At 52.2% G+C, this 25,250-nt stretch carries 21 protein-coding genes and 1 other RNA gene; 15 read left to right on the top strand and 7 right to left on the bottom strand.

Annotation, left to right across the window (positions count from 1 at the left end):
- Positions 1 to 97: 97 nt before the first annotated feature.
- Entirely contained in the window at positions 98 to 931 is an 834-nt protein-coding gene (gene ppsR, locus M8Q36_RS19935; protein WP_016496328.1) for a posphoenolpyruvate synthetase regulatory kinase/phosphorylase PpsR, read from the bottom strand.
- Positions 932 to 1,262: 331 nt separating this feature from the next.
- On the opposite strand from ppsR, the gene ppsA reads away from it, so the two are divergent.
- The 4 genes from ppsA to M8Q36_RS19915 all read left to right on the top strand — a co-directional run bounded on the left by ppsA (position 1,263) and on the right by M8Q36_RS19915 (position 8,431).
- Positions 1,263 to 3,641 carry a phosphoenolpyruvate synthase gene (gene ppsA, locus M8Q36_RS19930; protein ID WP_045511496.1) on the top strand — a complete coding sequence of 793 codons (2,379 nt, stop codon included), beginning with the start codon at positions 1,263 to 1,265 and terminating at the stop codon, positions 3,639 to 3,641.
- A gap of 217 nt (positions 3,642 to 3,858) precedes the next feature.
- Complete coding sequence (locus tag M8Q36_RS19925) at positions 3,859 to 5,268, top strand: MFS transporter (RefSeq protein ID WP_249882096.1); 1,410 nt, start codon at positions 3,859 to 3,861, stop codon at positions 5,266 to 5,268.
- Positions 5,265 to 7,637: a glycoside hydrolase family 3 N-terminal domain-containing protein gene (locus M8Q36_RS19920; RefSeq protein WP_249882094.1), complete on the top strand. Its 2,373-nt coding sequence runs from the start codon at positions 5,265 to 5,267 to the stop codon at positions 7,635 to 7,637. The genes M8Q36_RS19925 and M8Q36_RS19920 overlap by 4 nt, the downstream gene beginning before the upstream one ends.
- A gap of 587 nt (positions 7,638 to 8,224) precedes the next feature.
- Positions 8,225 to 8,431 (top strand): hypothetical protein, encoded by a 207-nt coding sequence (locus tag M8Q36_RS19915; protein WP_175272415.1) that lies wholly within the window; start codon positions 8,225 to 8,227, stop codon positions 8,429 to 8,431.
- Between the two features lie 19 nt (positions 8,432 to 8,450).
- Here M8Q36_RS19915 and rprA read toward each other — a convergent pair.
- Together rprA and ydiK are read right to left on the bottom strand one after the other, a co-directional pair.
- An RNA gene (gene rprA, locus M8Q36_RS19910) (antisense sRNA RprA) lies at positions 8,451 to 8,558 on the bottom strand.
- 188 nt (positions 8,559 to 8,746) lie between these two features.
- Positions 8,747 to 9,853, bottom strand: coding sequence for an AI-2E family transporter YdiK (ydiK, locus tag M8Q36_RS19905; RefSeq protein ID WP_249882093.1), 1,107 nt, complete (start codon positions 9,851 to 9,853; stop codon positions 8,747 to 8,749).
- 208 nt (positions 9,854 to 10,061) lie between these two features.
- On the opposite strand from ydiK, the gene ydiJ reads away from it, so the two are divergent.
- From ydiJ to M8Q36_RS19885, 4 genes are all read left to right on the top strand, one after another.
- Positions 10,062 to 13,118, top strand: coding sequence for a D-2-hydroxyglutarate dehydrogenase YdiJ (gene ydiJ, locus M8Q36_RS19900; RefSeq protein WP_249882092.1), 3,057 nt, complete (start codon positions 10,062 to 10,064; stop codon positions 13,116 to 13,118).
- Positions 13,115 to 13,525 carry a 1,4-dihydroxy-2-naphthoyl-CoA hydrolase gene (gene menI / locus M8Q36_RS19895; RefSeq protein ID WP_160270528.1) on the top strand — a complete coding sequence of 137 codons (411 nt, stop codon included), beginning with the start codon at positions 13,115 to 13,117 and terminating at the stop codon, positions 13,523 to 13,525. The genes ydiJ and menI overlap by 4 nt, the downstream gene beginning before the upstream one ends.
- Before the next feature lie 215 nt (positions 13,526 to 13,740).
- Positions 13,741 to 14,658 carry a kdo(2)-lipid IV(A) palmitoleoyltransferase gene (lpxP, locus tag M8Q36_RS19890; RefSeq protein ID WP_175272412.1) on the top strand — a complete coding sequence of 306 codons (918 nt, stop codon included), beginning with the start codon at positions 13,741 to 13,743 and terminating at the stop codon, positions 14,656 to 14,658.
- A 71-nt stretch (positions 14,659 to 14,729) separates the two neighbouring features.
- Positions 14,730 to 15,080: a hypothetical protein gene (locus tag M8Q36_RS19885; RefSeq protein WP_249882091.1), complete on the top strand. Its 351-nt coding sequence runs from the start codon at positions 14,730 to 14,732 to the stop codon at positions 15,078 to 15,080.
- Positions 15,081 to 15,142: 62 nt separating this feature from the next.
- On the opposite strand, the gene M8Q36_RS19880 is transcribed toward M8Q36_RS19885, so the two are convergent.
- From M8Q36_RS19880 to M8Q36_RS19870, 3 genes are all read right to left on the bottom strand, one after another.
- The gene (locus M8Q36_RS19880; RefSeq protein WP_249882090.1) at positions 15,143 to 15,883 is read right to left on the bottom strand and encodes an EAL domain-containing protein; all 741 of its coding nucleotides are present in this window, start codon (positions 15,881 to 15,883) and stop codon (positions 15,143 to 15,145) included.
- A gap of 647 nt (positions 15,884 to 16,530) precedes the next feature.
- Complete coding sequence (locus tag M8Q36_RS19875; RefSeq protein ID WP_249882089.1) at positions 16,531 to 17,322, bottom strand: alpha/beta fold hydrolase; 792 nt, start codon at positions 17,320 to 17,322, stop codon at positions 16,531 to 16,533.
- Between the two features lie 160 nt (positions 17,323 to 17,482).
- The gene (locus M8Q36_RS19870) at positions 17,483 to 17,671 is read right to left on the bottom strand and encodes an Ecr family regulatory small membrane protein (protein ID WP_017456575.1); all 189 of its coding nucleotides are present in this window, start codon (positions 17,669 to 17,671) and stop codon (positions 17,483 to 17,485) included.
- A gap of 446 nt (positions 17,672 to 18,117) precedes the next feature.
- On the opposite strand from M8Q36_RS19870, the gene sufA reads away from it, so the two are divergent.
- The 7 genes from sufA (at position 18,118) to ldtE (ending at position 24,747) form a co-directional block, all read left to right on the top strand.
- The gene (sufA, locus tag M8Q36_RS19865; RefSeq protein ID WP_016496315.1) at positions 18,118 to 18,474 is read left to right on the top strand and encodes a Fe-S cluster assembly scaffold SufA; all 357 of its coding nucleotides are present in this window, start codon (positions 18,118 to 18,120) and stop codon (positions 18,472 to 18,474) included.
- Positions 18,475 to 18,482: 8 nt separating this feature from the next.
- Positions 18,483 to 19,970, top strand: coding sequence for a Fe-S cluster assembly protein SufB (gene sufB / locus M8Q36_RS19860; RefSeq protein WP_017456577.1), 1,488 nt, complete (start codon positions 18,483 to 18,485; stop codon positions 19,968 to 19,970).
- Between the two features lie 17 nt (positions 19,971 to 19,987).
- The gene (gene sufC, locus M8Q36_RS19855; protein ID WP_249882088.1) at positions 19,988 to 20,734 is read left to right on the top strand and encodes a Fe-S cluster assembly ATPase SufC; all 747 of its coding nucleotides are present in this window, start codon (positions 19,988 to 19,990) and stop codon (positions 20,732 to 20,734) included.
- Positions 20,709 to 21,980, top strand: a complete 1,272-nt coding sequence (sufD, locus tag M8Q36_RS19850; protein ID WP_249882087.1) for a Fe-S cluster assembly protein SufD — start codon at positions 20,709 to 20,711, stop codon at positions 21,978 to 21,980. The genes sufC and sufD overlap by 26 nt, the downstream gene beginning before the upstream one ends.
- On the top strand, positions 21,977 to 23,197 hold the full coding sequence (gene sufS / locus M8Q36_RS19845) for a cysteine desulfurase SufS (RefSeq protein ID WP_249882085.1): 1,221 nt from the start codon (positions 21,977 to 21,979) through the stop codon (positions 23,195 to 23,197). The genes sufD and sufS overlap by 4 nt, the downstream gene beginning before the upstream one ends.
- A gap of 14 nt (positions 23,198 to 23,211) precedes the next feature.
- Positions 23,212 to 23,628 carry a cysteine desulfuration protein SufE gene (gene sufE / locus M8Q36_RS19840; RefSeq protein WP_017456581.1) on the top strand — a complete coding sequence of 139 codons (417 nt, stop codon included), beginning with the start codon at positions 23,212 to 23,214 and terminating at the stop codon, positions 23,626 to 23,628.
- Between the two features lie 102 nt (positions 23,629 to 23,730).
- The gene (gene ldtE, locus M8Q36_RS19835) at positions 23,731 to 24,747 is read left to right on the top strand and encodes a L,D-transpeptidase LdtE (RefSeq protein ID WP_249882083.1); all 1,017 of its coding nucleotides are present in this window, start codon (positions 23,731 to 23,733) and stop codon (positions 24,745 to 24,747) included.
- A gap of 70 nt (positions 24,748 to 24,817) precedes the next feature.
- Here ldtE and M8Q36_RS19830 read toward each other — a convergent pair whose 3' ends face one another.
- Positions 24,818 to 25,054 (bottom strand): major outer membrane lipoprotein, encoded by a 237-nt coding sequence (locus M8Q36_RS19830; RefSeq protein ID WP_007374746.1) that lies wholly within the window; start codon positions 25,052 to 25,054, stop codon positions 24,818 to 24,820.
- Positions 25,055 to 25,250 lie beyond the last annotated feature (196 nt).

The following is a 25,250-nucleotide window of genomic DNA, read 5'->3' as shown; positions in this document are numbered from 1 at the left end:
ACCTTAAACCAATCCCGGCTTATTTCAAGAGGGGTTGCAAAGCACATCACGTTTCCGGGCAATATCATAGCGCACTTCGCACTTGTGTACTAGCTTGTTAGTACATGCGGCGATTTAACCCCATAATATCGAGCATCTTGGTGGCAATTTCTTCTACCGAGTAGTTGGTGCTATTAAGGCAGGGAATTTGATTCTTGCGGTAAAGCGCTTCCACTTCTGCGACTTCCATGCGGCACTGGCGCAACGACGCGTAGCGGCTATTTTCCCGGCGCTCTTCGCGAATGGCAGCAAGGCGCTCCGGATTAATGGTCAGACCAAATAATTTATGCTGCAGTGGTTTTAACGCAGCGGGGAGAACGAGGTTATCCATATCATCGGCAATAAAAGGATAATTTGCCGCGCGAATACCAAATTGCATCGCCAGATACAGACTGGTCGGTGTTTTTCCACAGCGCGAAACGCCCAGTAAAATCACCTGTGCCTGATCAAGATTGCGCAAAGAAATACCATCGTCATGCGCGAGGGTGTAATCAATTGCCGCGATACGCGCATCGTATTTGGTTAAATTACCGGGATTAAGCCCATGTGTGCGATGCGCAATGGGGGTCGGATCGAGTTTTAATTCCTCCTGCAGCGGCGCAACCAACGCCTGAACGATATCCTGACAAAATCCTTCGCTTTGCAAAATAATGGCGCGAATTTCCGGTATCACAATGGAGTAGAACACCAGTGGACGATTGCCGGTTTGCTGATAGATGGCGTCTATTTGTTCTTTGACGGCACGGGCACGGCTCTCGTTTTCCACAAACGGCAGCGTAATACTGCTAACGGCAACCGGGAATTGCGACATGACCGCATGGCCTAATACTTCAGCGGTGATAGCGGTTCCATCAGAAATATAAAAGACGTGGCGATCAACTGAACTGTCCATTTAACCCATCCTGAATGACATGCGTAATTCTCTGAAAGCATAAATTAAAACCCTCAACATGCGTATCTCCTTTTTCTCATTTTTAAAATGAAATGGTGTTTTTATTTTTAATGAACTCTACGGTTCGTTTTTTTAGTTTCCCCTATAAAAAATAAGGAGATATAGAAATGAGAAATTACTCAAGGTGATTTATTGATGGGAATCTATCCGAAAAAGCAGAAATCGTTATTGCTTACACGATTCACCGTTTTTTCAACAGAATTAATTATGCCAGGATAAAAAAGTAGTTCGACGTTTTTACCCATTCATATATCACAAAAGGATTGTTTCGATGTCCAACAATGGCTCGTCTCCGCTGGTGCTTTGGTATGACCAACTCGGCATGAATGATGTAGACAGAGTTGGGGGCAAAAATGCCTCCCTTGGTGAAATGATTACTAATCTGTCCGGTATGGGTGTTTCCGTGCCGAATGGGTTTGCGACCACGGCCGATGCGTTTAACCAGTTTCTGGAACAAAGCGGGCTAAATCAGCGCATTTACGAATTACTGGATAAAACCGACATCGATGATGTGTCCGAACTGGCAAAAGCCGGTGCGCAGATCCGCCAGTGGATTGTCGACACACCGTTCCCACCTGAGCTGGAAAAAGCCGTCCACGAAGCCTACGCCAAACTCTCCGAAGACGACGCCGAAGCCTCTTTCGCGGTACGTTCTTCTGCGACAGCGGAAGACATGCCGGATGCCTCGTTTGCCGGTCAGCAGGAAACCTTCCTCAACGTGCAAGGGTATGACGCCGTGCTGGTGGCGGTGAAGCATGTGTTTGCCTCGTTATTTAACGATCGCGCCATCTCCTATCGCGTGCATCAGGGCTACGATCACCGCGGCGTCGCGCTTTCTGCCGGTGTGCAGCGCATGGTGCGTTCGGATATCGGTTCTTCTGGCGTGATGTTCACCATCGATACAGAATCCGGTTTTGATCAGGTAGTGTTTATCACTTCTGCCTGGGGGCTGGGCGAAATGGTGGTGCAGGGCGCCGTTAACCCGGATGAGTTCTATGTGCATAAGCCAACGCTTGCGGCCAATCGTCCAGCCATTGTGCGTCGCACCATGGGGTCGAAGAAAATCCGCATGATCTATGCGCCGACGCAAGAGCATGGCAAGCAGGTGCAGATTGAAGATGTTCCGCAGGCCGAGCGCGACCGTTTTTCCCTGACCGACGACGAAGTGCAGGCGCTGGCGAAGCAGGCGGTGCAAATCGAGAAACACTATGGCCGTCCAATGGATATTGAATGGGCGAAAGACGGCCATACCGGTAAATTGTTTATCGTGCAGGCGCGTCCGGAAACCGTGCGTTCGCGTGGCCAGGTGATGGAGCGTTACACGCTGCATGCCCAGGGGCGCATTATCTCTGAAGGCCGTGCCATTGGGCATCGCATTGGCGCGGGCACAGTAAAAGTGATCCACGATATCAGCGAGATGAACCTGATCGAGCCGGGCGATGTGCTGGTAACTGACATGACCGACCCGGACTGGGAACCGATCATGAAAAAAGCGGCGGCGATTGTTACCAACCGCGGCGGCCGTACCTGCCACGCGGCGATCATTGCGCGTGAGTTAGGTATTCCGGCGGTGGTGGGCTGCGGCGACGCGACCGAACGCATTAAAACCGGGGAGAAAGTCACCGTCTCCTGCGCCGAAGGCGATACCGGTTATGTGTATGCTGATCTGCTGGATTTCAGCGTGAAAAGTTCAAGCGTAGACACCATGCCGGATCTGCCGCTGAAGATCATGATGAACGTCGGCAACCCGGATCGCGCCTTCGATTTTGCTTGCCTGCCAAATGAAGGCGTAGGCCTTGCGCGTCTGGAGTTCATCATTAACCGCATGATCGGTGTGCATCCGCGCGCGCTGCTGGAGTTTGATGACCAGGACGCGAAATTACAAAACGAAATCCGCGAAATGATGAAAGGCTTCGATTCGCCGGTTGAGTTTTATGTCGGCCGTCTGACGGAAGGCATTTCGACACTGGGCGCGGCATTCTGGCCAAAACGCGTGATTGTGCGTCTGTCTGATTTTAAATCGAACGAATACGCCAATCTGGTTGGTGGTGAGCGCTACGAGCCGGAAGAAGAGAACCCGATGCTCGGCTTCCGTGGCGCAGGCCGTTATGTGGCCGACAGCTTCCGCGATTGCTTCGCGCTTGAGTGCGAAGCGGTAAAACGCGTACGTAACGATATGGGGCTGACCAACGTTGAAATCATGGTCCCGTTTGTGCGTACCGTTGAACAGGCAAAAGCGGTGGTTGATGAGCTGGCGCGTCAGGGGCTGAAACGCGGTGAGAACGGGCTGAAAATCATCATGATGTGCGAAATCCCGTCCAACGCGCTGCTGGCGGAGCAGTTCCTTGAGTATTTCGATGGTTTCTCTATCGGCTCCAACGACATGACGCAACTGGCGCTGGGTCTCGATCGCGATTCCGGCGTGGTCTCCGAACTGTTCGACGAACGTAACGACGCGGTGAAAGCGCTGCTTTCGATGGCGATCCGTGCGGCGAAAAAGCAGGGCAAATATGTCGGCATTTGCGGGCAAGGGCCTTCGGATCACGAAGACTTTGCCGCCTGGTTGATGGATGAGGGTATTGATAGTCTCTCGCTCAACCCAGACACCGTTGTGCAGACCTGGTTAAGCCTCGCCGAACTGAAAAAATAAAGGCAAAAGTAAAATCCCCGACATAATGTCGGGGATTTTTTTATTTCAGCCGCGAACTCGGCGGCGATCACAATTACTAAAAAACGTAAAAAGCCTGGCAATTATTGCAATTGTCCCCTCGTTAGCTTCTTCCAATACTTGAGCCTGTAGTGAGCAGCGTGACGTTAATCTGTCGCGCCATGTTGAAATATTTTTTGACCTCACAAGGCTAATAAAAATGACAATCTCCTCTGTCCTGAGTACAAAAGACAAAATAGGTTACGGTTTGGGTGATATGGCAAGCGCCCTGGTCTGGCAAACCGCAACGCTGTTTCTCGCTTATTTCTATACGGATGTGTTTGGGTTACCTGCCGCAATAATGGGAACCATGTTTTTGGTCGTGCGCGCGGTGGATGCTTTTGTCGATCCTTGCATCGGCGCACTGGTGGATCGCACGCAAACGCGACACGGGCGCTTTCGCCCCTGGCTGCTGTGGTTTGCCATACCGTTCGGTGTGAGCTGCATTATTACCTTTTTTGTCCCGGACGCCGGGGCAACGGCAAAAATCCTCTATGCCTGCGTCACTTACGCCATCCTTAGCTTTATCTACTCTGCGATTAACGTACCTTACTGCGCGATGCCCGGCGCGCTGACGATGGATCCGCACGAGCGCCATTCGCTGCAATCCTGGCGCTTTGGGTTATCGTTTATCGGCGGCCTGATCGTGACCGTTATTGCCCTGCCGCTGGTGGCGCATCTGGGGGCCGGTAACGATCAAAAAGGGTATTTCTACGCCATGAGCCTGATGGGCGTATTAGGCATTTTTCTGTTTTTTGGCTGCTTCTTTATGACGCGCGAGCGTTTTACGCCGCGCAATGATAGCTCCGGTTCGCTGTTCAGCGATCTCAAATTGCTGGCGAAAAATACGCAGTGGCGCATTGTCTTTGTGTTTAATATTTTGCTGTTAACCGCGGTTGTAACGCGTGGTTCCGCCACGATGTATTACGTCAAATACGTATTACAGCGCCCGGATATGGTGTTTACCTTTATTGTTTCTGGCATGATCGCCGCCCTGAGCGGAGCGCTATTATCGGCACGGTTGTTAGGGAAATTTGACCGGGTACGCGCCTACCAGTGGACAATTATTACATTCGTCGTTTTCGCGGCGCTTATCTTTATAATCCCGCCTACGCAAGTGTGGCTTATTTTTGGCCTCAATATCGTTTTCAGCTTTATTCAGAACCTGACCACGCCACTGCAATGGACCATGTTCTCTGACGTGGTGGATTACGAAGAGCACCGCAGCGGGCGTCGCCTTGACGGACTGGTGTTCTCTACCGCGTTATTCGCCATTAAATTTGGCCTGGCGCTTGGCGGCGCTGTCGTGGGTTGGGTGCTTGGCGCCGTGGACTATGCGCCAAATCAGGCAGCCCAGAGTGCGACGGTGCTGACGACCATTAACGCATTGTTTACGCTGATCCCCTGCCTGCTGTTTATCTGCATGGTGCTGCTGCTGACCCGCTACAAACTCAATAGCCAGGTTGCCGACAGTATCGCGCAAGATCTGATACGTAAACGTGGTGACAGTGAAAGCGACACGGCAGTGCAAACCGCCCCGGATTTCAACAACACAGGAGTGACCCGATGACTGCTATCTACAAGGACGCACACCGTCCCGTGGCCGAACGCGTTGCGGATTTACTGGCACGGATGACGCCGGAAGAGAAATTCGCGCAAATGCATGCTCTGTGGCTTGTGCTTTCAGAAGAGGGTGAGCACCGTGAGCGCACCGATCTCAGCGATGAGTTTGCCGGTGTCAGCGCGCAGGCGGCGCTGGCACAGCGGCTTAAACTGGGGGTCGGGCAAATAACCCGCCCGCTGGGCACGCATATTGTGGAAGCGAAGCGCGGCGTGCGCGCGGCGAATCGGCTACAAAAAACGTTAGTGGAAGAGACACGGTTGGGCATTCCTGCGCTGTTCCATGAAGAGTGCCTGGTGGGTTTATTGTGTAAAGACGCAACGTTATTTCCTTCCTCGCTGAACTACGGCTCCACCTGGGATCCACAACTCGTGCAGCGTGCCGCCCAGCATATTGGGCTGGAAGCGCGCTCGACCGGCTGCAAGCAGGGGCTGGCTCCGGTGCTGGATGTCTCGCGCGATGTGCGCTGGGGGCGCACGGAAGAGACATTCGGCGAAGATCCATGGTTAGTGGGGGTGATGGCTTGCGCCTACGTGAAAGGTCTGCAGGGTGAAAAGGGCGACATGCTGGCGACGCTCAAACACTATGTTGGCCACTCGTTTAGTGAAGGCGCACGTAACCATGCTCCGGTACACCTCGGCTTTTGCGAGCTGAACGACACCTTTTTGCTGCCGTTCGAGATGGCGGTGAAGCTGGCGAAAGCAGGATCGGTGATGCCAGCCTATCACGACATTGATAACCAGCCGGGTCACAGTGACCATTTCTTGCTCACCACTTTGCTGCGTGAACAGTGGGGCTTCGAGGGCATTATTGTTGCTGATTACGGTGGCGTCAGCCTGCTGCATCAGCATCACGGTGTGACACATGATGCCGCGGAATCCGCTGCGCTCTCGTTTAATGCCGGGCTGGATGTTGAGTTGCCAAAAGATGACTGCGCACGCCATCTGGCAGAGGCCGTTGAGCGCGGCCTTATTTCCATGGCAAAAGTGGATGAAATTGTCGCCCGCGTGCTGACAGTGAAGTTTCGTCTCGGTTTGTTCGAACAACCTTATACCGATGAACAAGGTATCGACCTGCAGTCTGCCAAGACGCGGCAGGTAGCGCGCGAGGTCGCCACGCGCTCAATGACGCTGCTGGAAAATAACGGCATTCTGCCATTGAACGGCTCGCCGAAGGTGGCGGTAATTGGCCCAACCGCTGACGATCCGCTGGCTTTGCTCAGCGGCTACAGTTTCCCGGTGCATTTGATCATTAGCGATATGCTGGAAGAAACCACGCAGGTCACCACGCCGCTTGCGGCACTGCGCCAGACGCTGGGCGAGGGGAACGTCCGCTATGCCAAAGGCTGCCATATTATTGAAAAACGTATGGCTGGTGCCCCCGTTTTCCCTGGGGACGCATCGGGCAAACCGATGCAGCAGTCACCGGTCTCCATGGATGTGAGCCTGATCCCGCACGCGGTGAGCGTGGCGCAAGAAAGCGAGGTGATCATTGCCTGTGTGGGCGATCTTGCCGGGCTGTTCCAGAGCGGGACGGTGGGGGAAGGTTCTGATACGGATAGCCTGACGCTGCCGGGTGTGCAACAACAGTTGCTGGAGGCGTTAGTGGCAACCGGGAAACCGGTCGTGGTGGTCATGACCGGCGGACGTCCGTATAACTTGCAAGGGCTGGAGTCGCAAGTTGCCGCATGGTTGATGGCGTGGGCGCCGGGGCAGGAGGGCGGCCAGGCGATTGCCGATGTGTTGACCGGGCGAGCAGAGCCGCAGGGGCGTCTGGTGGTTAGTGTGCCGAAAAGCGCCGGTGCGATGCCCTATTACTACAATCACAAACTGAAAAGCGGTGGTACCCCGTTTGCCTTCCATTTTGGCGCCCTTTACCCCTTTGGCTACGGGAAGAGCTGGACGCAGTTCGAGTATGTGAACCCGGTGCTGCTCACGCCTGATGTGGCGATCGATGGCGATATTCACGTACAGGTACAGGTAAAAAATACCGGCGAGCGCAGCGGCAGCGAGGTGGTGCAGTTGTATGTCCGGGATAAGGTGGCCTCGATGGTGCGTCCGGTGCAGGAGTTAAAAGCATTCCAGCGCGTGGCATTATCACCGGGTGAAACGGCAACGCTGACGTTCATCGTGCCGGTAGATATGCTCAACTTTACGGGCCGTGACGGGCAACGCATTGTCGAACCGGGTGAGTTTGAGTTGCAAATCGGTGCCTCATCGGCAGATATCCGCGCAACGCTTACGGTGAATGTTTACGGCGAGATCCGTGAACTTCCCACCGCCTGGAAAATGATGAGTCAGTGCGAAGTTAGCCAGTGATAAAATCGTAGCCCATCGTTCGATGGGCTATTTTTTTGCACAAACGGGCAACAATAACCCTGCTGAAATAACAACCACACTTCATGGCTTACAATTACGTAAGGTATTTGTGTGATCGTAAGCTATTTGTGCCTGTCCCTGGTATATATTTATTGTATTGATAATTACCCTGCATATAATTCTCCCCGGTGACTTATCTCTTCGTGTTTTTTTATTTGCTTCTGCGCTTGCGGAAAGAATTCTATTGAGGTTTTTCGTAATGGGAAAAATAGCTGAGCGCCATTATGTTCATTTTATTTGTAATGGCGTGACGGGGTTTGTCGAAGTTGAACCCGGCGGTATCCAGTGGGTGAACTACGCGGGCGAACGCAGGATTTATAGGGCACTACAGGGCCGGTTACGTAACGTCGTTGATCACGTGCTGTCTCAGCATAATCTTATCAGCAGTAAGTACAGGTAAATACGTAAGCGGGTTAATGTTAATTGTGTTTTCGTCGTTTTAATTTATTAACTATTGCAATTTTTATTTCGCTGTAGCGGAAGGTATATATCTTTTATTTGCCTGCAATAGTCGTGAGGTTATTCAAATGAAACATTTTTTATTCATGTTTATCGTGCTCGCATGCGCGGGGCTTAATGGTTGCGCGTCTTATAACGAACATATTCGTGCCTGTGACGGACACGATGTGAGCACGATGCATTTAGCATTCGATTATCTACCGATTGGTGCGGCTATTGATAATGGTGCCTGCGCGGTGAGCAGCAAAGGGAGCGCGTCTGCATCCGGCAAATAAGTGCCTGAACGGAAAGTGGCGAAAAAAAAGCCCATCGTGGGAGATGGGCAAAGACTACACACAGCAATTCGTTGTTTCACTCAGGGGATTTCCATGCTTATAAATCAAGGTGTTGATTTATAACCGTGAGCTAATAGTAGGCATGTCGATTTTTTGCGTCGATCAGATTCGTCTCATTAGTTAAACGGACGTGAAGAATATATGGGTTAAACCGTGCAATATTTCGCTTTCAGAGGGATCTGAAGGGAGTTTTGCGTTTGAAATGATAAGTAGTGCTTAATAATAATTAAGGCGGGCTACCCCGCCTTAATATTTTCAGGAAGGGTTATCTACATTGTCGGCTTCGCTTAACGCATTATCTGTCGCCGCCGGTTCGGGTGCTTCATTCACCCACGCGGAGAATAGCCGCCAGGAGACCGCCAGTAATACCGGGCCAATAAACAGGCCAATCATACCGAAAGCGACCAGACCACCAATGACCCCCGAAAGAATAAGGATCAGCGGTAAATCAGCGCCCATGCGGATCAGTACCGGGCGGATGAAGTTATCCAGCGTGGCGACAACGCAGCTCCAGACCAGCAGCACGGTGCCCCAGGTGGAATCTCCGCTCCAGTACAGCCAGATAATGGCCGGAACCAGCACCGGTAACGGCCCGAGCTGCACCAGACAGGTCATCAGCATAACCACGGTAAACAACATGGCGTAAGGTACGCCGGAAATAGCCAGGCCAACGCCGCCAAGCACGGCCTGCACCAGCGCGGTGACCACCACGCCCAGCGCTACGGCGCGGATAGCCTGACCTGCCAGCAGCACAGCGGCATCGCCACGTTTCCCTGCAAGGCGAATGGCGAAATGGCGGATCCCTCTGGCAACTTGCTCACCGCGCCAGTAGAGCAGGGCGCTGAACAGCAACATCAGGCCGCAGTGCAGCATAAAGCGTCCAATATGCGCGGCCTGGCCGACAAACCAGGTGGTTGTCGCGCCTGCGTACGGGCGCAGTTTGGCCATAATGGCGCTGCCGCCCATATCCAGCAGGCTGTGCCAGCCCGTATAGAGCTTCTCACCAACGAAAGGAACACTGTTTAGCCAGGCTAAATCCGGCGGTGACATGGCGCCGGTGCTGATGGCATGGATCACCGGGCCGCTGGAGTCCACCAGGCTATTAACCAGTAGCGCGACCGGAATAATAAACAGCAGGATCAACAGCAGCATCATCACTAACACTGCCAGCGAGCGGCGGCCAAACAGCACGCGTTGCAGGCGTACCAGCAGTGGCCAGGTGGCGATCACCACCGTTCCCGCCCAGGCAAAACCGAGGATGAAGGGCTGGACGACCCACAGACAGGCGATAATCATGATTGCTAAAAACAGTACCGACAGCATGATTTGCGGTACATCCCTGGACTGACGTAGATCAACCATACGATTTACTCACCTTATTGAGTGGCTGAAAATTCGGTGTTTCTGGAAATCACCAGTGATAATGATTAATGATTTCAGCGGTTTTGGACAGTCCGATTCTGCCTGTAATTCTCATGGGCGCATAAGAAAAAAATGTGATACAACGATGAATGCTTAAAGCAAACGATTAACTATTCACAACACTAACAGTCAGGCAGGGTCAAGCATAATGATCCCACAGATTTCCCAGGCACCGGGTGTCGTTCAACTGGTGCTGAATTTTTTGCAGGCTTTGGAGCAACAAGGTTTTACCGGTGATACCGCCACCAGCTACGCCGACAGGCTAACGATGGCGACAGACAACAGTATTTACCAGCTATTACCCGATGCCGTCGTTTTCCCTCGTTCAACGTCTGACGTTGCCTTGATCACACGCCTCGCTGCCGAGCCGCGTTTTCGCACGCTGGTCTTTACTCCGCGCGGCGGCGGTACCGGCACCAATGGCCAGGCGCTGAATCAGGGCATCATCGTTGATATGTCCCGCTATATGAACCGCATTATGGAAATTAACCCCGAAGAGGGGTGGGTGCGCGTTGAGGCGGGCGTTATTAAAGATCAGCTCAACCAGTATTTGAAACCTTATGGCTTCTTCTTCGCGCCAGAGCTGTCGACCAGCAACCGTGCGACCCTGGGGGGAATGATCAACACCGACGCCTCCGGGCAGGGTTCTCTGGTGTACGGGAAAACCTCCGACCATGTGCTGGGTGTTCGCGCTGTGTTGCTGGGCGGCGATATCCTCGATACGCAGGCGATGCCGGTGGCGCTGGCAGAAACGCTGGGTAACGCCAGTACCGCTATCGGGCGAATTTATAAAACCGTGCTGGAGCGCTGTCGTGATAATCGCCAGTTGATTCTGGATAACTTCCCCAAACTGAACCGTTTTCTCACCGGTTACGATTTGCGTCATGTGTTCAATGACGAGATGACCGAATTTGATTTAACCCGCATTCTCACCGGCTCAGAAGGGACGCTGGCGTTTATTACCGAAGCGCGCCTTGATATCACGCCGCTGCCAAAAGTTCGCCGTCTGGTGAACGTAAAATATGATTCGTTTGATTCCGCGCTGCGCAATGCGCCGTTTATGGTGGACGCGCGGGCGCTCTCCGTCGAAACCGTGGATTCGAAAGTGCTCAATCTGGCGCGGGAAGACATTGTCTGGCATTCGGTGAAAGAGTTGATTACCGATGTGCCGGACAAAAACCTGCTTGGCCTGAATATTGTTGAATTTGCCGGTGACGATCAGCCGCTGATTGATGCGCAAGTGCAGTCGTTGTGCCAGCGCCTCGATACGTTGATGGCCAATGGTGAAGGTGGCGTGATTGGCTGGCAATTGTGCGAGGATCTGACAGGCATTGAGCGCATTTATGCCATGCGTAAAAAAGCCGTGGGGTTATTAGGGAACGCCAAAGGCGCGGCCAAGCCGATTCCCTTCGCGGAAGATACCTGCGTGCCGCCGGAGCATCTGGCGGACTACATCGTTGAATTCCGTGCGCTGCTTGATGGACACGGCCTGAGCTATGGCATGTTTGGTCACGTTGACGCCGGGGTGCTGCACGTGCGGCCTGCGCTGGATATGTGCGATCCGCAGCAAGAAGTGCTGATGAAATCCATTTCCGATGATGTGGTGGCGTTGACGGCGAAATATGGCGGTTTGCTGTGGGGCGAGCACGGGAAAGGTTTCCGCGCCGAATATAGTCCGGCTTTTTTTGGCGAGCAGCTGTATGGCGAGTTACGCAAAATCAAAGCGGCGTTCGATCCGGAAAACCGTTTGAACCCCGGTAAAATCTGTCTCCCTGAAGGCCTTGATGCGCTGATGAAGAAGGTGGATGACATTAAACGCGGTACGCTTGACCGGCAAATTCCTATCGCCGTGCGTTCCTCATGGCGTGGTGCCATGGAGTGTAACGGTAACGGCTTGTGCTTTAATTTCGATGTGAAAAGCCCGATGTGCCCGTCGATGAAAATCTCGGCGAACCGTATTCATTCGCCAAAAGGGCGGGCAACGCTGGTGCGTGAATGGCTGCGTCTGCTGGCCGATCGTGGCATCGATCCAATAAAGCTGGAAAAAGAGTTGCCGGAAAAACGAGCCAGTTTACGTACATTAATCGAGCGCACCCGCAATAGCTGGCATGCACGTCGCGGCGAGTATGATTTCTCGCATGAAGTTAAAGAAGCGATGTCCGGCTGCCTGGCCTGTAAAGCGTGCTCTACACAATGCCCGATCAAGATTGATGTGCCGGAGTTCCGGTCACGCTTCCTGCAACTCTATCACAGCCGTTATCTGCGCCCGGTGCGCGACCACCTGGTCGCCACGGTCGAGAGCTATGCGCCACTAATGGCGCGTGCGCCGAAAACGTTTAACTTTTTTATGAGCCAGCCGTGGGTGCGTTCCCTTTCCGCGAAGCATATCGGCATGGTGGATTTACCACTGCTGTCTGTGCCGTCATTGCAGCGTCAGATGGTCGGGCATCGCACGGCGAACATGACGCTAGAGCAGCTTGAACAGCTCGATGCCGCACAGAAAGCGAAAACTGTGCTGGTGGTGCAGGATCCGTTCACCAGCTATTACGATGCGCAAGTGGTGGCCGATTTTGTTCGCCTGGTCGAACGGCTTGGCTTCGAGCCGGTTGTGTTGCCTTTCTCGCCAAACGGTAAGGCGCAACACATTAAAGGTTTCCTGAATCGCTTTGCCAAAACGGCGCAAAAAACTGCAGATTTCCTTAATCGTGTGGCGCAACTGGGCATGCCGATGGTCGGTGTCGACCCGGCTTTGGTGCTCTGCTACCGCGACGAGTACAAGCTGGCGTTGGGTGATAAGCGTGGAGAATTTCATGTGCAACTGGTGCATGAATGGCTGCCAGTGGCGCTGGATAATATCGGGGAACGAGCGCCCAGCGGCGAGCCATGGTATCTGTTTGGTCACTGTACAGAAGTGACTGCGTTGCCGGGTGCGACGGGGCAATGGGCGTCGATTTTTGCGCGTTTCGGCGCGGTACTGGAAAATGTCAGCGTTGGTTGTTGCGGTATGGCCGGAACCTATGGTCATGAAGTGAAGAACCATGCCAGTTCGCTGGGAATTTATGAGCTTTCCTGGCATCAGGCGATGCAGCGTTTGCCGCGTAATCGCTGTCTGGCGACCGGCTACTCTTGTCGCAGCCAGGTTAAACGAATCGAAGGGAATGGCGTGCGCCATCCACTTCAGGCATTACTGGAGATTTTGGGATGATCTGGAAACGTGCGGTTACGCTGGAAGCCCTTAATGCAATGGGTGATGGCAATATGGTGGGGCTGCTGGATATTCGCTTTGAGCGCATCAGTGACGATGCGCTGGAGGCGAGCATGCCGGTAGACCAACGAACCCATCAGCCGTTTGGCCTGCTACACGGTGGCGCGTCGGTGGTGCTGGCGGAAACGCTCGGTTCTGTTGCCGGCTATTTGTGTACGGAAGGGGAACAGAAAGTGGTGGGGCTGGAGGTTAACGCCAACCACTTGCGCTCGGTGCGCAGCGGGCGCGTGCGCGGTGTTTGCCGGGCGCTGCATACAGGCGGGCGCCATCAGGTCTGGCAAATCGATATTTATGACGAACAATCCCGCCTGTGCTGTTCATCACGGCTGACCACGGCAGTGGTTTAATCATTTTCGGCGGTATACGGTATAACCGCCGAAAAATCTTCATTTTTTATTCATTATTCTGAGCATTAGATTTTAGCTCTTCGTGCTATATTGTCCGGCACTGGATGTACCGCCCGGTTATCTGTAACCGGCGCGAGTGGCTGTAACGCGTAATGACCTGATGAAGTGATTCATTGTCTCTTTAAGCGCTACTGAATAGAGGCTTTTAGGTAACAATGATGACATCGTTCAAGCTTGCATTTTTACACCCACGCCATTGGGTGACATGGGCCGGATTAGGTTTGCTCTGGCTGCTCGTTCAACTTCCTTATCCTGTTCTTGCCCGCCTTGGTGCGGGGCTGGGTCGGCAATCGCGTCGTTTCCTGCAACGTCGCGAGCGTATCGCTCGCCGTAATCTCGAATTATGTTTCCCCCATATGAGTGATGAGCTGCGCGAGCGGCTGATTGCGAAAAACTTTATGTCGTTGGGCATGGGGTTGATTGAAACCGGCATGGCGTGGTTTTGGTCGGATAAGCGTGTACGCCGCTGGTTTGATGTCGAAGGCTATCAGCACTTGCAGGCCGCCCAGGCCAGCCAGCGTGGCGTGATGGTGGTCGGCGTGCATTTTATGTCGCTGGAGCTGGGGGGGCGTGTAATGGGACTTTGCCAGCCAATGATGGCCACCTATCGTCCGCACAATAATGTGTTGATGGAATGGGTGCAGACGCGCGGGCGTATGCGTTCCAATAAATCGATGATTGATCGCCGTAACCTGAAAGGTCTGGTCAATGCGCTGAAACAAGGTGAAGCCGTTTGGTTCGCGCCGGATCAGGATTACGGGCGCAAAGGCAGTATTTTCGCCCCGTTCTTCAGTGTTCAAAACGCGGCAACGACCAACGGGACATACGTTTTATCGCGCCTTTCAGGGGCAAAAATGTTGACGGTAACGATGGTGCGCAAAGAGGATTTCTCCGGTTATTCGCTGCATATCGGCCAGGCGCTGAATGACTATCCGGTTGAGGATGAGTTTGCCGCCGCTAGCTATATGAACAAAGTGATCGAGCGCGAAATTCTGCGCGCACCGGAGCAGTATCTCTGGATCCACCGGCGATTTAAAACTCGCCCGGTCGGCGAACCTTCGCTTTATAACTAACCTTTGTTAACGCGCCCCTTCTCAGGGGCGTTGTATTATTCTGTTGCCAACAAAATGTATACGGGATGGTTATGGTCAAGTTTATTGCGGGCGGCTGTTTAGCCTTATTATCGGCGTATTCGTCTGCTGCGGGTATCACGCTGCAGTGTGATGAATACCGCGCCAGCGTCGAACCGGATGGGCTCACTGTCAATGGTCGACATTACACGAATCCTCAGGAGAATCCGTATGATATCTCCGATCAATATTCCGGGCGCTCGCTGATTTATACCGACAGCCAGGATCAAAACAAGGATACCAACTGGGCCGCTATTCATATCATCACGCAGATTGAAACGGGTAAAAAAGCCTTCTTCTACGCGGACAGTAAGCACATTAACGATAAAGCGATCATCTGCACACGCGAAAACGCAGAGGAATAGTGCACGTGCTGTGAGCTTGACGTAGCACGTTCGAATCACCCGCCAGCGGCTTGTGTGCGAGTTTAAAACCCTTCCAGTAGCTGGAGTTGCTTAAAAGTCAGCGGGCGGGAAAAGGTGTACCCCTGAATACCGCCAGAGTGATACCTGTTAAGCAGAGCGAGGTCGGCTGTGCTATCCACGCCTTCGCAAATCACGTTCGTACCGGCAGGGATCACGCTGTCAATGAAACGGTGCAGTGTTGAAAGTTTTGCCGGGTGGCGGGCAATGCCATCGACAAGGGAACGATCGATTTTAATGGTATTGAACGCAAACAATTGCAGGCGCTCTGCATGTTCATTTCCACAGCCAAATTTACCGAGTGAAACCATAAAGCCATACTCTTTGGCTTTCTTTAATGCTGGTAACCTACTGATAAATTGTGGATAAGTGATTTGATCGCTAACTTCAATTTCGATACGTTGCGGGGCAATATTATGGTGCTGGCAGCGTTCAATGAGCCGGGTAAGATAATCCATATCATTAACCAATTGCGGCGATAAAATGAAGGAAAGCGTCATGGTTTCCTTCATTTTTAGTACATGACAAATAACCTCAAAAATAAAATCGGTGACTTTTCTGCTGACCACTGTTTCTTCGAGCAGCGTTGCTGCTTGCTCTGCGGGTATGAGAAAATCCTCAGCGTTATAAAATTGCGCCACCGCTTGATAGCGGAGAATGTTTTTTCCAGAGAGATTAATGATGGGGTGAAACTCTGCCGTCATCAGGAATTTTCTGCCTTTTATTTCCAGTGTGTTAATTTTCATTTTCCTGATTTAGCCCCTACTCAAAAGAACAGGACATTCTTAATGAACAATTTTCAATTCTACACAGGGCCGGATAACGATTGAAAATTGTTTTGAATGATCGATTATCTTATTTTGATAGTCTGCATCTATTACTATCATAAAAATGATCGCTTAAATCTATAAATTACAAAAGAAGATTATTCTTAATATCTATATTCTGTCGGATTTTTGATTATGTTCTTTATGTTTAGTTTGCATTAGGTTGTTGTTTTGTGGTGAGAAAGATGATTGACAGCGAATGTGCGCAACGAACTTGTGCATGAGGTTTGGCTTACGACAATAAAGTGCGAATTAATTAACAATATTAACCATAAGTAAGATCTTTGCTGGTAATGCGCGCGTGTTTATAAGCCAGAACCTTTATTACTTTCTTTGGCATCGATGTGTAACAGACGTATAGAAGGTGTATTTAGGATACGTTTAAAAATAAACTGCCGAACATAAAAATATAATGACAGTTTTATGACAGCCATAACCAGATTGGGAATAAAAGAACTAACGGGAAACGTATCATCTAATCCTGTTTCCCGTCGGATTAATTAAAGGGTTAGCAACAGGCTATCGCCAGGGTGCTAATTTCCTGGCTTTTGCAGTGTGATGAGGGATCAACAATGTTGCTTCAGGAAGCCGACAATCAATTGCGAAACATATTCAGGGTTCTCCCGGTTACTGATATGCGCCGCATTTGGAATCAGCGTGAATTCACAGCCTAATGCTTCTGCCATCAGTCGTCCTTCCACTGGCGGGCGCGGTAGATCCAGTTCGCCAGTTGCCACATGCGCCGGGCAAGCCACAGAATCCAGAATAGCCATGCGATCCGGTCGGCCGAAAATCAATTTACCGAGCGGCACAATACTACTGCGAAGCTGCTCTGCAGAAAGCGAGGACAGATAAGCGGTGAGCTGCTGAACATCTTCAGGCGCGGCAAACTGCGAATAAAATTGACCGACGATATAATCGAGTAACTCCGGGGGAATAGTGCCGGTCGCATCAATAGCGTTGAGCATTGCGAAGTAGCGCTCACGCGCCAGATCCGTTTCATCGCCAATAAAGGTATCAAATAACATCACAGCCTTAACCCGCGCAGGTGCGGCGGCCGCGAGTTCTGCTCCCCACATTCCACCGACCGACAAGCCAACCACGGCAAACTGGTCGATATTGAGCGAATCCATTAAAGCCAGATGGTCGGCGGCAATATCGGCCAGAGAGGTGGGTGAGCCAGGCAATGCCGGAGATTCACCATGCCCCCACAAATCCGGTGCTATCACACGAAAGTGCTGGCTAAGCATTTCAATTTGTGGCGACCACATCGCTTTATCAAACAAATAGCTGTGGCCTAACAGCACGGGAAAACCCGTTCCGCTATCTAAAAAAGACATCATTGGTTTTGCATTCATCAATACTCTCCTTGTTTGATGGCTCAGCAACGTGAGCACATTTTAAAAAAGCCGAACATAACTGACTTCATTTCAGAAATGAGGGGGGTAATTCCTTCTTTTTCGAATGTTTTTTCTTATCCCATGCTATTTATGCGATAGCGACCAGAACACCATAACGTCACTCCGGTGTGGAGATAGTGGGGTAAAGCAACGTTTCCAGGAAGCTGGCCACTATCCACAGCGTTTCGCTGAAAATTGACCATAAACCCACCACCAGAACCACCACCGCGAGCAGCAGCAAAATCAACGCCGTTTTATCCATAACTTGCTCAAATGTGGTAAAAAATTCTTGTTTTCGGACACTCATTCCAGCATCCGGTTCAACTTTTTACTATGACTATTTTGCCGCCGACGGGCGGGCTGTTGATATCACTGGAGATTAATTTTAAAACGCAAAGCGCCGAAGTTGGGGCTACGTGTTTAAGGCGGCGTTTTGCGAAAAGATAAGGTTCTGATAAACGCGTCACTTTTAACATTAAAAAATTTCAAAATCCTATCTCAATAATAGGTATTGGCTATGCATCTTTTCTTTTTCAGCCCCTGGTCGCCGCTACGCCCTGTAAAGTCATTATTTATCAATTGATTAAACAAATTTTCACTTACCTGTAAAGCCTTTGTGCAGAGTCTATGCTTATAACATGTGCCGAAAAAAAGGGCTGGTGGCTAATAACCCTTCGGAAAAGAGGTTGAAGTGATAATCATTATCACTAACATAGCATTATGAGCCTTTGATCTGCTGATGTGAGGTAAACGATGGAATCATTTAATCCGCAAGATTTTACGTGGCGGGGGCTAACCATGACACCCGCTGCTGCAGAACATATCCGTGCGCTGGCCAGTAAACAGGCCGGTGTGCTCGGCGTACGGCTGGGTATCAAGCAGACGGGTTGCGCAGGTTTTGGCTATGTACTCGATACCGTGACGGAGCCGAACGAAGACGATTTGCTTTACGAATCTGACGGCGCGCGCCTTTACGTACCGCTGCAAGCGATGCCATTTATTGATGGCACCGAAGTGGATTACGTGCGTGAAGGTTTAAATCAGATCTTCAAATTTCATAACCCGAAAGCCCAGCACGAATGCGGCTGTGGCGAAAGTTTCGGGGTATAGGCGGTACTATGTCTCGTAATACTGAAGCAACTGACGATGTCAAAATCTGGACCGGCGGTAACCTCAATTATAAAGAGGGCTTTTTTACCCGGCTGAGCACTGACGAGCTGGCAAAAGGCATCAATGAAGAGGTCGTGCGGGCCATTTCAGCGAAACGCAACGAGCCAGAATGGATGCTCGAGTTTCGCCTGAACGCTTTCCGGGCGTGGCTGGAGATGGAAGAACCGCACTGGCTGAAAGCGCATTACGAAAAACTGGATTACCAGGATTACAGTTACTACTCCGCACCGTCCTGTGGCAACTGCGATGACACGTGCGCCTCGCAGCCTGGTGCGGTGCAACAGACCGGCGCAAATGCCTGGCTGACGGAAGAAGTTGAAGAGGCCTTTAACCAGCTAGGCGTCCCGGTGCGTGAAGGTAAAGAAGTGGCGGTCGACGCGATTTTTGACTCCGTCTCCGTGGCAACGACGTACCGGGAAAAATTGTCGGAGCAAGGGATCATCTTCTGCTCGTTCGGCGAGGCGATTCATGACCACCCGGAACTGGTAAAAAAATATCTCGGAACGGTGGTGCCTTCTAACGACAACTTTTTCGCCGCGCTTAACGCTGCCGTTGCTTCAGATGGCACCTTTATCTACATCCCGAAAGGCGTGCGTTGCCCGATGGAACTGTCGACCTATTTCCGCATTAATGCGGAAAAAACCGGTCAGTTTGAGCGCACCATCCTGGTGGCGGATGAAGGGAGCTACGTCAGCTATATCGAAGGATGTTCCGCACCGGTACGCGACAGCTATCAACTGCACGCGGCAGTGGTGGAAGTGATCATCCACAAAGACGCGGAAGTGAAATACTCCACGGTGCAGAACTGGTTCCCGGGGGATAACAACACCGGCGGCATTCTCAACTTTGTGACCAAGCGTGCGCTGTGCGAAGGCGAAAACAGCAAGATGTCGTGGACGCAATCTGAGACGGGCTCCGCCATCACCTGGAAATACCCGAGCTGTATTCTGCGCGGCGATAACTCCATCGGTGAGTTCTTCTCCGTTGCGCTGACCAGCGGACATCAGCAGGCGGATACCGGCACCAAGATGATCCATATCGGTAAGAACACCAAATCGACGATTATTTCGAAAGGGATCTCCGCCGGGCATAGCCAGAACAGCTATCGCGGGCTGGTGAAAATCATGCCGACGGCGACCAATGCCCGTAACTTCACCCAGTGCGACTCGATGCTGATTGGCCCGGATTGTGGGGCGCATACTTTCCCATATGTCGAGTGCCGTAATAACAGCGCGCAGCTTGAGCATGAAGCCACGACATCGCGTATTGGTGAAGACCAGCTCTTCTACTGCCTGCAACGCGGGATCAGTGAAGACGATGCCATTTCCATGATCGTCAACGGCTTCTGTAAAGACGTCTTCTCTGAACTGCCGCTGGAGTTTGCCGTTGAAGCGCAAAAACTGCTGGCTATCAGCCTTGAACACAGCGTCGGTTAAGAATTAAAGGATAAGAAATGTTAAGTATTAAAGACTTGCAGGTAAGCGTTGAAGATAAAGAGATCCTGCGTGGTCTGAGCCTGGAGGTGCGCCCCGGTGAAGTCCACGCAATTATGGGGCCGAACGGCTCCGGGAAAAGTACGCTTTCCGCGACGCTGGCCGGACGTGAAGATTACGAAGTGGTAGGCGGCAGCGTCGAGTTTAAAGGCAAGGATTTGCTGGAGCTTTCGCCGGAAGAGCGTGCCGGTGAAGGCGTGTTTATGGCGTTTCAGTATCCGGTAGAGATCCCCGGTGTCAGTAACCAGTTTTTCCTGCAAACGGCGCTTAATGCGGTGCGTGAATATCGCGGCGAAGAGGCGCTGGATCGCTTTGACTTCCAGGATCTGATGGAAGAAAAAATCAAGCTGCTGAAAATGCCCGAAGATCTGCTTACCCGTTCGGTCAATGTCGGTTTCTCCGGCGGTGAGAAAAAACGTAACGACATTCTGCAAATGGCGGTGCTGGAACCTGAACTATGCATCCTGGATGAAACGGACTCCGGTCTTGATATTGATGCGCTGAAAATTGTTGCCGAAGGGGTGAATGCGCTGCGTGACGAAAAACGCGCATTTATTATTGTCACGCACTATCAGCGGATCCTGGATTACATCAAACCGGATTTCGTTCATGTGTTGTATCAGGGGCGCATCGTGAAATCCGGTGATTTCACGCTGGTTAAGCAACTGGAGGAGCAGGGCTATGGCTGGCTTACCGAACAGCAGTAACGCGCTGCAACAGTGGCATCATCTGTTTGAAACGCAGGGTGGCGCGCGTTCTGAATCGGCGCAGCAGCATCTGCAGCAAATGCTGCGTTTAGGGTTGCCGACACGCAAACATGAAAACTGGAAATACACGCCGCTGGAAGGCTTACTGAATAGCCAGTTTGTGAGTACCTCTGGCACGATTGGTGCCGGGCAGCGCGATTCGCTGGCATTGCCGGTGGATGCCGTACGGCTGGTGTTTGTCGATGGTCAGTTTAACGCGGCGCTGAGCGATGACACCGCAGGTTCCGGTTTTGAGGTCAAATTTACCGATGTGCGGGAGGCGCTGCCTGCACCGGTGCAGCCGGAAGTGTTCCTGCATCTGACAGAAAGCCTGGCGCAGAGCGTGACCTTGATTCAGGTAGCGCGTAACCAGCGTCCTGCTAAGCCTTTGCTGCTTATGCATATTACTCAAGGGCTGGCAGGCGACGAGATGAATACCGCCCATTATCGCCACCATCTTGAGCTTGCCCAGGGCGCGGAAGCGACAATTTACGAACATTACGTCAGTCTGAACGATGCGCGTCACTTTACGGGCTCACGCCTGACGATGAATGTGGCGGCGAATGCGCACCTGCACCACGTCAAACTGGCGTTTGAAAATCCGCAAAGCTACCACTTTGCGCACAATGACATCTTGCTTGCGGCGGATGCGGCGGCAGATAGCCACAGTTTCCTGCTCGGCGGCGCGGTGTTGCGCCATAACACCAGCACGCAACTTAATGGTGAAAACACGCAGTTGCGCATTAATACCCTGGCGATGCCGGTGAAATCGGAAGTGTGCGACACCCGCACCTGGCTTGAGCATAATCAGGGCTATTGCAACAGCCGCCAGTTGCATAAAACCATCGTCAGCGATAAAGGTCGCGCGGTGTTTAATGGCCTGATCAAGGTTGCGCAACATGCCATCAAAACCGACGGGCAGATGACCAACAATAATCTGTTGCTCGGGCGTCTGGCGGAGGTGGATACCAAGCCGCAACTGGAAATTTATGCCGATGATGTGAAATGCAGCCATGGCGCGACGGTTGGCCGCATTGATGATGAACAAATGTTTTATTTGCGCTCGCGCGGGATCAATCAACAGGCGGCGCAACAGATGATAATCCATGCCTTCGCCGCTGAACTGACGGAAGCCATTAGCGACGAAGCATTAAAACAACAGGTTCTGGCGCGTATCAGCCAGCGCCTGGCAGGGGGCAGAGTATGAGTTTTCCCGTGAACGCCGTTCGCGCCGATTTTCCGGTGCTGCAGCGTGAAGTGAACGGACTACCGTTGGCCTATCTCGACAGCGCAGCCAGTGCGCAAAAGCCGAACCAAGTGATTGATGCCGAAGCTGAATTTTTCCGCCACGGGTACGCGGCGGTTCACCGTGGCATTCATACGCTGAGCGCGGAAGCCACCCAGCGGATGGAAAATGTGCGAGTGCAGGCGGCGGCGTTTCTTAATGCACGTTTGCCGGAAGAGCTGGTGTTTGTACGCGGTACTACCGAGGGAATTAACCTGGTGGCGAACAGCTGGGGGAACAGCCAGGTGCGCGCGGGCGACAACATTATCATTAGCGCGATGGAACACCACGCCAATATCGTTCCGTGGCAGATGCTGTGCGAGCGTGTGGGCGCGGAGTTACGCGTGATCCCGCTTAACCAGGATGGCACGCTGCAACTGGATGTGTTGCCAACGCTGCTGGATGAACGCTCGCGGCTGCTGGCGATCACGCAGGTGTCGAACGTGCTGGGCACCGAAAACCCGGTGGCGGAAATCATTGCGCTGGCGCATCAGCATGGTGCGAAAGTGCTGGTGGACGGCGCGCAGGCGGTCATGCACCATCCGGTGGATGTGCAGGCGCTGGATTGCGATTTTTATGTTTTCTCCGGCCATAAACTGTATGGGCCTACGGGTATTGGCGTGTTATATGCCAAAGAGACTATCTTGCAGGATATGCCGCCGTGGGAAGGGGGAGGCTCGATGATCGCCACCGTGAGCCTGACCGAAGGCACAACTTATGCGAAAGCGCCGTGGCGTTTTGAAGCCGGTACGCCGAACACAGGCGGCATTATCGGGCTTGGCGCGGCAATTGAGTATGTCCGCAAGTTGGGGCTGGAAGCGATTGGTGAATACGAGCAGACGCTGATGCATTACGCGCTCAATGCGCTGGCGGATGTGCCGGATCTGACGCTTTATGGCCCGGCGCAGCGCAAGGGCGTCATCGCGTTTAATCTCGGGAAACACCACGCCTATGATGTCGGCAGTTTCCTCGACAATTACGGCGTTGCGGTGCGCACCGGACACCATTGCGCGATGCCGCTGATGGCATTTTACAATGTGCCCGCCATGTGTCGCGCGTCATTGGCTATGTACAATACGGAAGAAGAGGTGGATCGTCTGGTGGCTGGCCTGAAACGCATTCATCAGTTGCTGGGATAATTTGAGAGGCAAAAATGGCCGCATTACCCGATAAAGAGAAACTGCTGCGCAATTTTAGCCGCTGTGCCAACTGGGAAGAGAAGTACCTCTATATTATTGAGCTGGGGCAGCGTCTACCGGAATTAAGTGCCGAAGCGCACAATCCTGAGAACATTATTCAGGGCTGTCAGAGCCAGGTCTGGATTGTCATGCATCGCAATGAGGCTGGCGTGATGGAATTGGCTGGTGACAGCGATGCCGCGATTGTCAAAGGGCTTATTGCCATCGTTTTTGTGCTTTACCAGCAGATGACCGCGCAAGATATTGTGGCGTTTGACGTGCGCCCGTGGTTTGAAAAGATGTCCCTCACGCAACATTTGACGCCTTCTCGCTCGCAGGGGCTTGAGGCAATGATTCGCGCGATTCGCAACAAAGCCGCCAACATTAGCTAAACTTAAAAGACCATATTTCATCCTGTTACGACGCGAGGCGTTAGGCGCCTCGCTGGATCTTCAGCTTTCTGACACCTTGTCAGTGGATACAGGAACTTCAGTATGAAACGCGCGTCTTTGCTCTCATTATGTCTTTTCGGCGCTTTAAGCGCACTCCAGGTGGCTTGTGCGGCAGAATATCCTCTGCCTGCCGACGGTAGCCGTGTTATTGGGCAAAACCAGACTTACACCGTGCAGGCGGGGGATAAAAACCTGCAGGCGATCGCCCGCCATTTCGACACGGCAGCCATGTTGATCCTTGAAGCCAATAACACGATTGCACCCGTACCGAGGCCGGGTACGATCGTCACCATTCCTTCACAAATGATTTTGCCCGATACGCCGCGTGAAGGGATTGTGGTTAATCTGGCTGAGCTGCGCCTGTATTATTTCCCGCCGGGAAAAAACAGTGTGCAGGTTTACCCGATTGGTATTGGGCAACAGGGGCTGGAAACGCCGGTTTCCGTGACGCGAGTCAGCCAGAAGATCCCGAACCCAACCTGGACACCGACAGCGGGCATACGCGCGCGTTCACTAGCAAACGGCATTGAATTGCCGCCGGTGATACCTGCGGGGCCAAATAACCCGTTAGGGCGCTTTGCGCTGCGTCTGGGCATTGGCAACGGTGAATATCTTATCCACGGAACAAATGCACAGGACAGCGTTGGGTTGCGGGTAAGTTCAGGCTGTATTCGCATGAATGCACCGGATATCCAGGCGCTGTTTTCTCAGGTTGCGGCTGGTACGCGCGTGACGATTATCAACGAACCGGTGAAATACGCCGTAGAGCCTGACGGGCGGCATTTTATTGAAGTGCATCGTCCGCTGGCACAAAAGGTTGAAGAAAATACGCAGACGGTGCCGATCACCTTCTCTCCCGCGCTGGAAGCGTTTATCCATAATGCCGGTGGTGATAGTGGCATGATTACGCAGGCGTTGAATCGGCGGGCAGGTTACCCGATAGCGATTCCGGTTAAGACAGCGGCGGCAGCGTTGCCGGAAAGCGTGTTATCCGTACAGAACAGTGCGAAAGAAACGACGGTGGATGCAGAAGCCCAACAGAAGGCGGTAACGCAGTAGACGAAACGGAAGGACAAATTACAGGCAAAAAAAATGGCGCACCGAGTGCGCCATTTCATTACAGGAACTCTTACTTACGGTAAGAGTGAGCCTGGTTGTCCAGACGCTGGTTAGCGCGAGCTGCGTCATCTTTAGCAGCCTGAACGTCGGAACGGATTGCGTTCACGTCGTTGCTCAGCTGGTCAACTTTAGCGTTCAGAGTCTGAACGTCAGAAGACAGCTGATCGATTTTAGCATTGCTGGAGCAACCAGCCAGCAGAGTAGAACCCAGGATTACCGCGCCCAGTACCAGTTTAGTACGATTCATTATTAATACCCTCTAGATTGAGTTAATCTCCATGTAGCGTTACAAGTATTACACAAAGTTTTTTAGGTTGAGAATATTTTTTTGATGGGAATCCACTTAAATTTGATCGTTCGCTCAAAGAAGCACCGACTTTCAATAAAAGGTTAAAAAACGCGTGTTAAAACAGCGAGCTTCCATCGGATTCATCTTAGATAAT

Source organism: Kosakonia sp. R1.Fl, assembly GCF_023516815.1.
Taxonomy (GTDB): Bacteria; Pseudomonadota; Gammaproteobacteria; order Enterobacterales; family Enterobacteriaceae; genus Kosakonia.
Note: the sequence above shows the minus strand (reverse complement) of the source record. Positions and strands in the feature narration are given on the sequence as shown.